This window comes from Chryseobacterium sp. SN22 (assembly GCF_008329705.1).
Lineage (GTDB): Bacteria > Bacteroidota > Bacteroidia > Flavobacteriales > Weeksellaceae > Chryseobacterium.
In genome coordinates, this window is record NZ_VTSX01000007.1 from 26,163 (window position 1) to 39,315 (window position 13,153).

Sequence of the window (13,153 nt, forward strand, 5' to 3'; positions counted from 1 at the left end):
ATCACATTTTCATTTGTTCTTCTTCATTCATTGATGATAGGGTGTTTTCAAGATCATCCGTAATTCTTTTAATTTCTGAATGGGGTCTGAAGATATATCCTTTGCCTTTTTCTTCATCTGCAATATTTGATAAAATGATAACTGAAGTTTTTGTTTTGGGATAAAAAATATTTAGCGACGGGGATCCTTTGATGTAGCCGCTGTGGAAAAATGCATCAGGTTTCCCTGTATTGGCCATGATCCCATAACCATAACCCATCTTTCCGAAAATAGGGTGGTGTCTTTCAGCGCTCTTGGTTTCAAATTTTCTGATGGTTTCAGCATTCAGGATTTTTCCACTGTATAAAGCATTGTTCCATTGGTGGAGGTCCTCAATGGTCGATAAAACCCCGCCTGCAGGAATTCCGATGGCCTTGCTGCCCAGCCTTTCGGGCATATTCTTTACCTTCTCATATACTTTGCCATTACCCAGGTAAGCTCCGGCAAATTTTTTTTCCGTATTTTTAAACGATGTTCCTGTAAAAGAATGATCCATGCCTGCCTTCTTAAACAATTCAGACATATTTTTGTCAAACGGCTTCCCCGTAACTTTTTCTACAATTTTCCCCAAAGCATTAAATCCGTCATTGGAATAGAGAAAATCCGTACCGCTTTTAAAGCGGAGCTTCTCACCCATTATATTCAGTCCCGAAGTATGATTTAAAAGCTGGTGAATGGTAATGTTTTTATAAGTATTGTTCTGAAATTCATGCAGATATTTTGAAACTTTATCCTCCAGCCTCAACTTTCCCTGTTCCATCTGAAGCAGGATAAGAACGGCCGTAAACTGTTTGCTCACGGATCCGATGGCAAAAACCGTTCGGTCATCAATTTTAACCTGATTTCTGAAGTCGGAAAATCCCTGATCTTTCCGGTACAGTTCTACGGAATCTTTAAAGACTGCCACACTTCCGTTGAACTGATGTTTTTTAAAAACCGAATCGATTTGATTTTTAAGAAGGTTTTTCTCAAAAGCAATAACCGTGCTGTCAATAATTGCTTTTTTATCGACCATTCTGGTAGTGATTTCCTGCTGGCTTTGCTGACAGGAAATTAAATGGAAGAGTAAACCGACTATTAAAAAGACAGAAAAGGATTTTTTAGGCATTTATTGTTTTCCATTTTTAAGCAAGATGCATGCCTTCAGGAAATCCATTTTGGGTTTATGTATCTCGTTATTTTGCTTTCAGATCACAGAACCAGAAAATATAGTCTTCATTATCTTCATCGTCACCGGATTTAGGTTTCGGGTAGGTCTTCTTCACCGTTTCTCCGATTTCAAAACCAATTGGATTTTTAAAAACAGGCCCGTCAAAAGTGAAGGTATGGAATTCACCGTTTTCACCGCAGGGATCGATATCTGCCGGCAGATCCCGCAAAAAGTCCTTATCGATAATCCGTCCCGCAAAACTTTTGTTGAGATAGCTTTCATTCACGCAGGTAACAATAGTTTTAAAGCCCAGATCCAGGAATTCATGAATGAGGTCTGTCGTATTGATTTTCCATAAAGGAAAAACACCTTGCATCCCGATAGACTGCAGCTGATCTTCCCGGTATTGCCTTAAATCTTCCAGAAAAATATCGCCGAAGACCGAATGGGTAATGCCCTGATTTTTAAATTTACTCATAGTCCTAAACAAGAGCTCCTGGTATTCTTCCATCGAAGGTTCGGCCGGAAGTTCCAGTTTAACAAGCGGCAATCCTAAGCTTTCCGCCTGTTTTTCCAGTAGCGAAACGTGAACCCCATGCATGGAGATTCTCTGAAATTCTTTATTAACGCTGGTCAGAAGGGAAGTAATTTCAACCCGGTTTTCCTGTAAAATCCTGTAGAGGGCCAGGGCAGAATCTTTGCCGCTGCTCCAGTTAAAAATGGCTTTAGGGTTCATGTCTTAAACTTGGAAAATGTTAAATAAAAATCCCGGAACAAATTTATGTTCCGAGATTTTATATTTTTTAAATTTTATTTTAAATGTACATTCTTTTCTTCCTCTTTGGCTTTATCTAAAGCTTTCCTTACACCTTGTACTGAGTTCTCATAATTATTATCTTTCCATTTTTTAAGTACTTCATTTTTCATATTCATATCAGATAGGACGAGACTTTGATCTGTTAAATTGATTAGGCTTGTATTTAAAAGGACATGTGCCATTTTTCCGGTTTCAATCATTCCATAATATGAAATCATGAAGCCATAGCTGACATCTGTTATTAATAGCTCGTCCACATTATATTTGTTTTTAAAGCTGCTAAAATCATAACGTGAATATTTTTTACCTTCGGTTTTCGGTCCTTCAAATTTAGGAGCTGTTTTCGGATCAAATACTTCATCAATAATCACAACTTCTTTACCTCTTGATTTCAATATCTCAGAATATAAACTAATTAATTCTTCTTTAGGTTTAATTCTTTCTCCAATTACATTCAGCCCTTCCTGATATTTGTCTCCCGAAGTAACAGCCATATCTAAAAGCCCTTGAGATCCTTCTTTATATTTTGCCGGAGCTCCTGAATTAATTAAAATACCAACTTTCGACGGTTGACTCCAATATTCCGGTGTCAAAGCTACTTTTGGAAGACAGCTTGTTAGTAAAGTTAATGCTGCAAAAACAAGAAATAATTTTTTCATAGTTATTTTAAATTTGGCGCAAAACTATAAAAAACTCTTGAAGGAAAACAGGCTTTGTAAAAAATTAACCTTTTAATAAACAAAAAACCTCAAAGAAAATTCTCTGAGGTTTACTTTATAATTTTTAAAACAGTTAGTTGTAAAAATTGCCTGTCCGGCTACGGACTACATATTTCTTCTGTACTTACCGCCTACTTCAAACAAAGCATTGGTAATCTGCCCGAGCGAACAGTATTTCACGGCATCCATCATCACTTCAAATAAATTCTGCTGGTTGATGGCGGCGTGCTGCAGGGTTTTCAGGGCTGCTTCCGACTGATCGGCATTGGATTTCTGGAAGTTATGGAGCATTTCGATCTGGGCCTGCTTTTCTTCTTCGGTAGAACGGATGACTTCTCCCGGGCGGACCGTCGGCGAACCGTCTTTTCCTAAGAAGGTATTCACCCCGATGATCGGGTATTCACCGGTATGCTTCAGCCATTCGTAATGCATGGATTCCTCCTGGATCTTGGAACGCTGGTACATGGTTTCCATTGCTCCCAGAACACCGCCTCTTTCGGTAATACGGTCGAATTCTGCGTAAACGGCTTCTTCTACCAGATCCGTCAGTTCTTCGATGATGAAGGAACCCTGAAGCGGATTCTCATTTTTCGCCAGCCCTAATTCTTTATTGATAATCAACTGAATCGCCATGGCTCTTCTTACAGACTGTTCCGTAGGAGTGGTAATCGCTTCATCATAAGCATTGGTGTGGAGTGAGTTACAGTTGTCGTAAATCGCATACAAGGCCTGTAAAGTCGTCCGGATATCGTTGAAATCAATTTCCTGCGCGTGAAGCGAACGTCCGGAAGTCTGGATGTGGTATTTCAGCATCTGGCTTCTTTCGTCAGCTCCGTATTTCAGCTTCATGGCTTTGGCCCAGATTCTTCTGGCCACACGCCCGATCACCGAATATTCAGGATCGATCCCGTTGGAGAAGAAGAAAGAAAGGTTAGGAGCAAAGTCATTGATGTCCATTCCTCTGGAGAGGTAATATTCCACATACGTAAACCCATTGGCTAAGGTGAACGCCAGCTGGGAGACCGGGTTGGCTCCTGCTTCTGCGATGTGATAACCGGAAATGGAAACCGAATAGAAGTTTCTTACTTTTTCTGTAATGAAATATTCCTGAACGTCGCCCATTAATCTTAAGGCAAATTCAGTAGAGAAAATACAGGTATTCTGTGCCTGGTCTTCCTTTAAAATATCAGCCTGAACGGTTCCACGAACGGTGGCAATGGTTTTGGCCTTGATTTCGGCGTATATTTCGGCAGGAATAATTTCATCACCAGTGATTCCCAAAAGTTTTAAGCCCAACCCGTTGTTGGAAGGCGGCAATTCGCCGTTGTATTTCGGCCTTTCCAGTCCTTTGTCATCAAATTTCTCCTTAAGCTTAGCCTCAACCTTAGATTCAAGATTGTTTTCAATAATGTATTTTTCAACATTCTGGTCGATAGCTGCATTCATGAAGAAAGCGAGGAGCATCGGGGCCGGACCGTTAATCGTCATGGATACGGAAGTCAGTGCATTCACGAGATCAAACCCGGAATACAACTTTTTAGCATCATCCAGAGTTGCAATTGAAACCCCAGCATTCCCGATTTTACCGTAAATATCCGGCGGCAGGGCAGGGTCCTGGCCATAAAGCGTTACCGAGTCGAAAGCGGTGGACAGGCGTTTGGCCGGCATTTCCGCAGATACATAATGGAATCGCCGGTTGGTTCTTTCCGGGCCGCCTTCTCCGGCAAACATCCTTGTCGGATCTTCTCCGGTTCTTTTGAAAGGATAAATTCCTGCGGTGTAAGGGAAGCCTCCCGGAAGGTTTTCCTGGCCTTTCCATTTGATCAAATCACCCCAGTCGGTATATTTCGGCAAAGCGATTTTCGGAATTCTAAGATGCGATAAAGATTCGGTTGAGGTTTCCACCTTGATTTCTTTTCCTCTTACAAAGTAAGAATAAAATTCTTCATGGAATGCTTTTTTGGTATCTTCCCAGCTATTCAGGAAGTCAATGTTTTCCTGTTGCAGCTCTTTTTCAGCTTTCTGGTATTCTGCGTCCAAAGCTTCACTGGAAATAATTTTTTTTACGCCTTCGATATGATACATCGTTCTGGCCAGTGCAGCCTGTTTCTCAACATTCGCATCGTACTGCCTGTTATTTTCAACAATTTCAGAAAGGTAACGTACTCTTTTCGGCGGGATAATCGTTACTTCATCTGTAATTTCCTGTTCCACAAAACCCTGTAGATTTAACTCAGAATATTTCTCATTAACTTTTTCAACCAATCTGTTGTACAACTCGGTTGTTCCATGGTCATTGAACTGCGAAGCTTTTGTAGCGTAAACCGGCATTTCGTCCAGCGGCTGTTCCCAGAGCAAATGGTTTCTCTGAAACTGTTTTCTCACCGCCTGAAGGGCATCCAGAGCACCGCGTTTGTCGGATTTATTTAAAGCAACCAGATCGGCGTAGTCCAGCATGTCGATTTTTTCCAGCTGCGTGGACGCTCCGTATTCAGGCGTCATCACGTACATGGAAACATCCGCAAAATCCGAAACTTCCGATCCCGATTGTCCGATCCCCGAAGTTTCCAGGATAATAACGTCAGGATGAGCCAGTTTAAGTACGTTCAGGGCCGATTGGATGAATGGGGAAACGGAAACGTTGTTTTCCCTGGTGGCCATTGAACGCATATAAACCCTCGGATCGTTAATGGCGTTCATCCGGATCCGGTCACCCAAAAGGGCACCTCCCGTTTTCTTCTTGGAAGGGTCGATGGAAATAATGGCAATTTTTTTATCCGGGTTTGAACGCAGGAAACGTCTTACCAATTCGTCGGTTAATGAAGATTTTCCTGCTCCGCCGGTTCCGGTAATCCCGATGATCGGGATATTCAGGTCTTTTGATTTTTCATCAATCGCCTGTACCAGTTCAGGTTTTTCTTCAGAGAAGTTTTCCACTGCTGAAATAATTTTAGCAATGCTGGTAGGGTTATCGAAGCTGATGGCATCAAGATCCTGAGCCGCTGTTTCTTTTCCGGTAGCGAAATCCGATCTCTGAACCAGATCGTCGATCATCCCCTGAAGGCCAAGCTCACGGCCGTCATCCGGGGAATAGATCCGGTCGATTCCGTAATCCATCAGTTCTTTGATCTCTTCCGGCAGGATCACCCCGCCGCCGCCGCCGAAGATTTTAATCTGTGGGGAATTTTTTTCGCGTAGAAGATCATAGATGTATTTAAAATATTCATTGTGCCCGCCCTGATAAGAGGTTAGGGCAATGGCATTGGCATCTTCCTGAATGGCGGTATTCACCACTTCCTCAGCCGATTTATCGTGTCCGAGGTGAATTACTTCGCATCCTGTTCCCTGGATCACACGGCGCATGATATTGATTGCTGCATCGTGGCCGTCGAACAACGAAGCAGCCGTCACGATTCTTACTTTATTGTTTGGAGTATATTTTTGGGTTTCCATAAAAATCTAGAAAATTTCTGAATTTTCAAATATAATAATAAAATAGAAACCGGGTGTTTAATAATAACAATCTGTATTTCAGTTAATTAATTTAAATCGATTAATTAATGGGCCAACCATTAAACTAACATTTGTTAGAAACCATCAGAGTTCAAAGAGGTTACGTGAATTTCATCCGGATCGTTTATGATTTCAAATTAAAAATTCTACTTTTGCATCTTATTATCAGGATATGAAAAAGGCACTGCTGTATTTTGCACTGGGAACGGTTTTAAGTTTTTTAATCAATTATCTTTTTTACAGTTCGAAAAACATCGGCCTGGATATTTTTTATGCGCTTGCCTTTGGTTTTGCCTGGGGCGTGGCCTACTACCTGGATACCCCTGAATTTACACTGCCTCAGAAACTGGGGTTGTCTTTTTTGGCGATGGGCCTGCTGGTTCTTATCGGCACTCTGATCTTTACCCTCGAACTGGCGATTCCTTCGATCCTTAAGTTTTCAACAGTATTCGTAGCCTATTATCTTATTGCAAGCTTCAGGGCGAATAAGACGCTCCGCCGTTAATTTCCATTCTGATTTCTTATGTAAAGTATAAACTGTAGGCTAGGCTATATATTCCTTACTTCCAATTTGTCCAGTTGATCAATTCTAACGATCTTTTTTTCAATTAATAATACCCGTTAAAAGGAAATGTGCTGAGATTAAATAAAATATGTTTTTGCGTTCCGGAAATAATTTGTACCTTTGCACACCCTTTTAGGGGAAATTATGTTTAATCTTTAACTAAAACGTGTGAATACATTAAGTTACAAAACTGTTTCAGCGAACAAAGCTACTGCTAATAAAGAATGGGTTGTGGTAGACGCTGAAGGACAGCCGTTAGGAAGACTAGCTTCTACGGTTGCAAAGATTTTGAGAGGTAAGCACAAAACGAATTACACACCTCACGTAGATTGTGGTGATAACGTAATCGTTTTGAATGCTGGGAAAGTTACTCTTTCCGGAAACAAGTGGAACGATAAGACGTACATCTGGCATACCGGTTATCCTGGTGGACAGAAGTCTATGACAGCTCTTGAACTTCAGAAAAAAGATTCTTTAAAAGTATTGGAAAAATCCGTAAAAGGGATGCTTCCGAAAAACAGATTAGGATCTGCATTGCTTAAAAACCTTTATTTGTATGAAGGAACTGAGCACAAGCACGAAGCTCAACAGCCGAAAACAATTAATGTTAACGAATTTAAATAATTAAATTATGTCTATAGTTCACAAAATCGGAAGAAGAAAAACTTCTGTAGCCAGAGTTTATGTAAAGCCAGGAACTGGTAACATTACAGTAAACGGTAAAGATGCTGCAACTTATTTCTCTACAGACGTGATGGTTTACAAATTGAACCAGCCGTTTATCCTTTCTGAAACTGTTGGTCAGTATGACGTTACCGTAAATGTTTTCGGTGGTGGGAATACAGGTCAGGCAGAAGCTATCAGATTAGGTATTTCAAGAGCTTTATGCGAAATCAATGCTGAGTTCAGATTGGCTTTGAAACCTGCAGGTTTACTTACGAGAGACGCAAGAATGGTGGAAAGAAAGAAGCCAGGTCAGAAAAAAGCAAGAAAGAGATTCCAATTCTCAAAACGTTAAGATTTGCTGTTGGCGAATGGCTTTTAGCCGTTGGCTTCAGGAATTTATTAAATTTTATTTAAACTTAATCTTGGTGAAAAGCCAATTGCTATAAGCAAGAAGCCAGACGCCCTATTGCCCGTTACGTTTAGCATCCAAACGCTTCTCCCATCTAAAGAAGTTGTTGATTGTTTAAAAGACGGAAAGTAAACTAACAAAAACAGAAAACATGGCAAAAGCAAATGTAAAAGACCTTCTAGAGGCTGGCGTACACTTCGGTCACATGACCAGAAAGTGGAATCCAAATATGGCTCCATACATTTTTATGGAGAAAAACGGTATTCACATTGTAGACTTACATAAAACAGCTGTTAAATTGGATGAAGCGTGCAGCGCTTTGGAAAAATTAACTTCTGCAGGTAAAAAAGTTCTTTTCGTAGCGACTAAGAAGCAGGCGAAAGAAGTAGTGGCAAAACACGCTGCTGAACTGAATATGCCTTATATTACAGAAAGATGGCCGGGAGGTATGTTGACGAATTTCGTTACCATCAGAAAGGCTGTAAAGAAAATGAACTCTATCGACAAAATGAAAAAAGACGGTACGTTCGAAACTTTATCTAAAAAAGAAAGACTACAGGTAGACAGACAAAGAGCTAACCTTGAGAAAAACTTAGGTTCTATCTCAGACATGGTTCGTCTTCCTTCTGCAATCTTCGTTGTAGATATCATGAGAGAACATATCGCTGTAACGGAAGCTAAGAAATTAGGCATCCCGGTTTTCGGTATTGTTGATACCAACTCTGACCCAAGAAAAGTAGACTTCGTAATCCCAGGAAACGATGATGCTTCAAAATCTATCGATATGATCTTAAACATCGTTTCAGATTCTATTAAAGAAGGTCAGTCTCAGAGAAAAGCTGATAAAGAAAAATCTAAAGAAGAAGGAGAAGTGGTATCTGCTGATAAAGATGCTGATTTCGACGCTGAATAATTAAAGATTTTCTTTAAAATATAAAACCCGCTGAATCTCAGATTCAGCGGGTTTTTGTTTATATGAAATATTATTTCTTGGGACATACGGTGAATTCAGGGAAATCAGGATCGCCGGTTGGAACAACCACTCCTATTCTGCATACACCGCCACAACACATTTCTCCAAATTCGATATTACAGCCGTCCATACAACTTCTGTATCCTCCTTTAATAGTTCTCAACTCATTTCTTGAAATTTTTTTTAAGTTTTTCATAGCTTTTGTTTTATAATTTTCCTACTCTGTTCGCTTTTCGGATTCCGCAATAATTATTCAAATATAATAAATTATTAATTACATCACTTAGTTTTGAAAAATATTTAATCAGCGGTTGGTGCGTTCTTTTAATTATAATAATTAGTTCCAAATCGTTGTCCGGTAGGGTTCTGATATAAATTTTGTTCTCTGATAAACAGCACTGCAAACCATTCCCGAAAGATTGTAATTCTGATTTTTGGGAACCATGACGGCCCCGATCTTACCCGCCGCGATCGGAACTTTCTTGAAATAATTATTCCCGCTGATCGTCAGTACCATATTGCAACGGGATTTGTTTTCCACTGTAACAGGTGCCTTGCTCTGATCTTCAGAACCATTAAGAATAGCCGTTACAACTGCCGCTGTTTCCGATTTATAGGTTTTGCTTAATGTCTGATACTCCGTTTCCGTCTGATTGACAGGTGGTGTCCTGATCACGGTGCCGGAAGCATTAGGACTTCTTCGTACAGGCGTTGCGGTAGTTTTGTGATGGGTTGCTTCACAGCTGTTCAGAATAACAAACGCTAAAGCAGGGAAGTAAAAAAGACTTTTCATTAAGGCCGTATTTTAGCTGTAAATGTAATCTTTTTATCCTTTTTAAGGAAGAATTTTATTGCCGCTGGAAACCGGATTATTAATTGTTAAAAACAGGCTTTTGCTGATTTCTTTCTTTGAACTGTAGATAATATCACATACATTGCTGGTCAGGACATAGCTTCCTTTATTGATGACCATAAAATTTTCATTTTTGGCCGGTACCGCCAGATTATAAAAATGTTTCCCCTGAATTCTCACAATCATATTGCAGTCCGAATTATTCCTGAGAAGCAGAATCACTTCTTTACTGCTGATATCTTCATTGAACATGGCATTGAGAAGCTTAACGGTCTTGTCGGAATGCTCTTTGGTTGTTGAAGCAATAAGCCGTTTAAATTCTTCTGCTTCCACCGAATTGGAATTCTTTAAAAGATGTCCGGGAATTTCGGAAATAACGGGCCTGGCGTTTTTGCCGCTTTTCATCCATTCGGAATTCTTCAGGGCAATTAATTTGGACTTCATAACATTTCTTTTCGGATCATCGGGGTGGCAGGTTTTCAGGAAACGTTCTATTTCCGTAATATTTTTGCTTTCCAGGATGTTTTGAAAGCCTTTTTCAGAAGGTTTTACCTTACAGGATGCCAGGAAGAAGCCTGCTGAAATGATCAGGATAATATTTTTCATGGTAAGTTTTATGTTTGTATATGACGATACAAGGATATAAGTGTTACAGCCTTATCGCATTTGGTCGGGTTTAAAAATATTTACCTAAAAATTACCGTTGACTCCGGAATATAGTGTGTTTCGAAATAATAATGTTTTCATTATAAGCTTTCATGGTTTTTTTAGTTGATTTTAAATTTGATATAGGTAATCGTTTTGCCTTTTGCCGAAAAAAGCTCTTCGTAATACGTACGGATGTCTTTCAGGTGAGGCGTGTCCGGATTGTATTCCACCGCTCCGTAGATGTCATGGTGGGCGGTAAGGATTTCATATCCTGCTCCCTGCAGATAGCCTAAAGTATAGCCATGAAGGAACTCGGAATCGGTTTTCAGGTGAACAATTCCACCGGGTTTAAGGAATTTTTTATACCGTTCTAAAAAGTCGGGGTGGGTAAGCCGGTGCTTTGTCCGTTTGTATTTGATCTGAGGATCGGGGAAAGTGATCCAGATTTCGTCCACTTCATTTTCGCCGAAGAAATAATCAACCAGTTCAATCTGGGTTCTGAGGAAAGCTACATTATGCATTCCGTTATCAACCGCTTCCTTCGCCCCGAACCAGAACCGGGCCCCTTTGATATCAACGCCTATAAAGTTCTTGTCGGTAAATGTTTTGGCAAGACCTACAGTATATTCCCCCTTTCCGCAGCCCAGTTCCAAAACGATAGGATTTTCATTCTTAAAAAAATCCGTTCTCCATTTTCCTTTCAGGTCAAAGCCGCTTAAAGCTTCTTCCCTTGTCGGCTGGATGACGTTTGGCAATATTTTGTTTTCTGCGAATCTTGCTAGTTTATTTTTACCCATGAGAAATTTATAAAATCCCGCAAAAATAGCGAATTTTACACAAATGCCTCTTTTTTAGAGGTAAAAATAATGCTAAGAGATCTTTATTTCTTCGACGAACTTCCGAGGGCAACCATCAGCGGTTTCTGAATCGTTTTCTGCGAAGCGTACTGCGCACCGCATACGATGCTTGTGAAAAGGTAATCCCCTTTATCCACCACAATAGAATTGTCGCCGTGAGAAGGCACGGGAAGCCTGTACTTGGTGGTACCGATTCCTTCTATTCTCACAATGATGTTGCAGTCGGATTTATTTTCGATCATGATAATGCACTCTTTCGCATTCGGATCATTATCAAAAAGAGAGTTTAATATTTTTACGGTCTTATTTTTGTGTTCCACGGGGTTTTCGGCCATCAGCATATTGAATTCTGCTGCTTCAGCATCCGGAAGGGCAGAAACGGCAGCCGTTGTTACGGAAGGGGCAATATAGACATTCTTCGGATTACTCGGGGTATAGACTACCGCTGCCTGGCCTACCTGCAGCTCTTTCTGGTATTTGGCAATCTGCTTTTGCTTAATGATGGCATTCATCTCATCAAAAGATATTTTTGTGGAAGGGCGTCTTTTCAGCATTGCCAGCCAGTCCTGCATCTGTTTTACCTTTACGTCTCCGGGTTTGGCGTTTTTGATGTATTCCTTCATCATTTCCATCACGCGCGGTTTCAGAACGGACCTCCTGGGATCATCAGGATGAGCATCACGCAAAAACGCATTGATCTCGTATATGTTTTTGCTTTGCAGAATATCGCTGTAATCTTTACCTTTCGACTGGGCGGAAAGATGTATAGAAAGCAGAACACTGAAAAATAGAAGTAATTTTTTCATTTTACTAATATTTAGGATTAAAAAGATAGGTGTTATTTCCCTCTTTTAATAAGCTTTCAGGTTATTGGTGTATCATTGCATCCTTCATTTCCCGGCTGATATAAACGCTTAAATTTATGCTAAAAATAAACATTATTTGAATAAAACAAAAAATGTATACTGCATTTTGCAATATACATTTTTTTTATTTTATTGTTGGACCCCTCAATTATTTTACAACATCCTGAAGATGAGAGTTTCTCAGTCTCCGCTGATAAATCGGCAGATACTTTTCGATAGGGATTTTTATCGCTTCGAAGTTTCCTGCCAGTACGTAAGGCTCAATATTTTCCGAAGTATATACAAACTGTAGGAAGTTATCGATCAGGTTTTCAGGAATTTTAAACCTGGTGAAGTAATCTTTCCCCAAATAATTTTTGATCTGGCTGATGGAGCCGTTCATTCTTTCATATGCTACATAACGCTGCTTTTTCTTCCGTTCCCCGGAAAGAATATCATAAATGCTCTCCAGGCTGAATGTAAGTCCGCCATCCCTCAATCCGGCCACCGGCAGTTGAGGAGAGGTTCCGTCGCCTTTAGGTTCCGGCAGGCCGATTACCTTTTTAATGGCTAATGCTTTATCCTCTTTCCGGATCGAGTTGATGTCATACCTTAAGTTTCCCGTCGGCCTGAAGCGGCTGATGACTACTTCCTGAATATCATGATAGGCAATTTTCAGCTCCACTAAATTTCTCTGCTCCATCATCTGCTGCGTCAGCCTAATGTCTTTCCGTTCCGTCACAATAGAAGTAAAACGGATAACGTCACCCGGATTGGCCGGAATGGAAAAGTCTCCGTTGTAATCGCTCAGCACGGTTTTCAGCGTTGTGAGATTGGTAACATACATCTGGTTGAGATACAATACGGAATTATCCTTCAGGAAGACTTCGCCGGAATAGGTTTGTGCGTTAATTTTTGCCAGAAAAACCAACAGCAGGAGGGTAAATAGCTTATTCATATGATACGGCAAAATTACACAGAAATTGTACCAAGTCATGCCTGGTTCGGCAGTAAAAACAGGTTAAAATTATATTAAACTTTAATTTAAAATTGTTAATGAATGTTATAAGGATTTTATTTGTCTAATATTCCGGACACC

Annotated in this window: 14 protein-coding genes; 4 read left to right on the plus strand and 10 right to left on the minus strand. The window is 40.2% G+C overall.

Going from position 1 to position 13,153, the window contains the following annotated elements; translation table 11 throughout:
• Position 1 precedes the first annotated feature (1 nt).
• The 4 genes from FY557_RS05965 to FY557_RS05980 form a co-directional block, all read right to left on the minus strand.
• Positions 2-1,054 (minus strand): serine hydrolase domain-containing protein, encoded by a 1,053-nt coding sequence (locus tag FY557_RS05965; RefSeq protein ID WP_228451718.1) that lies wholly within the window; start codon positions 1,052-1,054, stop codon positions 2-4.
• 160 nt (positions 1,055-1,214) lie between these two features.
• Positions 1,215-1,925, minus strand: coding sequence for a diphthine--ammonia ligase (locus FY557_RS05970; RefSeq protein ID WP_149246381.1), 711 nt, complete (start codon positions 1,923-1,925; stop codon positions 1,215-1,217).
• 74 nt (positions 1,926-1,999) lie between these two features.
• A complete protein-coding gene (locus FY557_RS05975) occupies positions 2,000-2,665 on the minus strand; it encodes a hypothetical protein (protein WP_149246382.1) in 666 nt (221 codons plus the stop codon).
• Positions 2,666-2,830: 165 nt separating this feature from the next.
• Positions 2,831-6,178 (minus strand): methylmalonyl-CoA mutase family protein, encoded by a 3,348-nt coding sequence (locus tag FY557_RS05980; protein WP_149246383.1) that lies wholly within the window; start codon positions 6,176-6,178, stop codon positions 2,831-2,833.
• Positions 6,179-6,410: 232 nt separating this feature from the next.
• Here FY557_RS05980 and FY557_RS05985 point away from each other — a divergent pair, with 232 nt between their 5' ends.
• The 4 genes from FY557_RS05985 (at position 6,411) to rpsB (ending at position 8,791) form a co-directional block, all read left to right on the plus strand.
• Positions 6,411-6,743: a hypothetical protein gene (locus FY557_RS05985; RefSeq protein WP_149246384.1), complete on the plus strand. Its 333-nt coding sequence runs from the start codon at positions 6,411-6,413 to the stop codon at positions 6,741-6,743.
• Positions 6,744-6,971: 228 nt separating this feature from the next.
• Positions 6,972-7,427, plus strand: a complete 456-nt coding sequence (gene rplM, locus FY557_RS05990) for a 50S ribosomal protein L13 (RefSeq protein ID WP_056075141.1) — start codon at positions 6,972-6,974, stop codon at positions 7,425-7,427.
• A 7-nt stretch (positions 7,428-7,434) separates the two neighbouring features.
• Positions 7,435-7,821 carry a 30S ribosomal protein S9 gene (rpsI, locus tag FY557_RS05995; protein WP_034678948.1) on the plus strand — a complete coding sequence of 129 codons (387 nt, stop codon included), beginning with the start codon at positions 7,435-7,437 and terminating at the stop codon, positions 7,819-7,821.
• Positions 7,822-8,029: 208 nt separating this feature from the next.
• Positions 8,030-8,791: a 30S ribosomal protein S2 gene (rpsB, locus tag FY557_RS06000; protein WP_040997639.1), complete on the plus strand. Its 762-nt coding sequence runs from the start codon at positions 8,030-8,032 to the stop codon at positions 8,789-8,791.
• Positions 8,792-8,861: 70 nt separating this feature from the next.
• Here rpsB and FY557_RS06005 read toward each other — a convergent pair whose 3' ends face one another.
• From FY557_RS06005 to FY557_RS06030, 6 genes are all read right to left on the minus strand, one after another.
• Complete coding sequence (locus FY557_RS06005; RefSeq protein ID WP_149246385.1) at positions 8,862-9,047, minus strand: bacteriocin-like protein; 186 nt, start codon at positions 9,045-9,047, stop codon at positions 8,862-8,864.
• A gap of 141 nt (positions 9,048-9,188) precedes the next feature.
• Complete coding sequence (locus tag FY557_RS06010) at positions 9,189-9,644, minus strand: DUF6759 domain-containing protein (RefSeq protein WP_149246386.1); 456 nt, start codon at positions 9,642-9,644, stop codon at positions 9,189-9,191.
• 42 nt (positions 9,645-9,686) lie between these two features.
• Entirely contained in the window at positions 9,687-10,310 is a 624-nt protein-coding gene (locus FY557_RS06015) for a DUF6759 domain-containing protein (protein ID WP_185151664.1), read from the minus strand.
• A 161-nt stretch (positions 10,311-10,471) separates the two neighbouring features.
• Positions 10,472-11,149, minus strand: coding sequence for a tRNA (guanosine(46)-N7)-methyltransferase TrmB (trmB, locus tag FY557_RS06020; RefSeq protein ID WP_149246387.1), 678 nt, complete (start codon positions 11,147-11,149; stop codon positions 10,472-10,474).
• Between the two features lie 83 nt (positions 11,150-11,232).
• Positions 11,233-12,015, minus strand: coding sequence for a DUF6759 domain-containing protein (locus FY557_RS06025; protein ID WP_149246388.1), 783 nt, complete (start codon positions 12,013-12,015; stop codon positions 11,233-11,235).
• A gap of 208 nt (positions 12,016-12,223) precedes the next feature.
• Entirely contained in the window at positions 12,224-13,012 is a 789-nt protein-coding gene (locus tag FY557_RS06030; RefSeq protein WP_149246389.1) for a hypothetical protein, read from the minus strand.
• Positions 13,013-13,153: the final 141 nt, after the last annotated feature.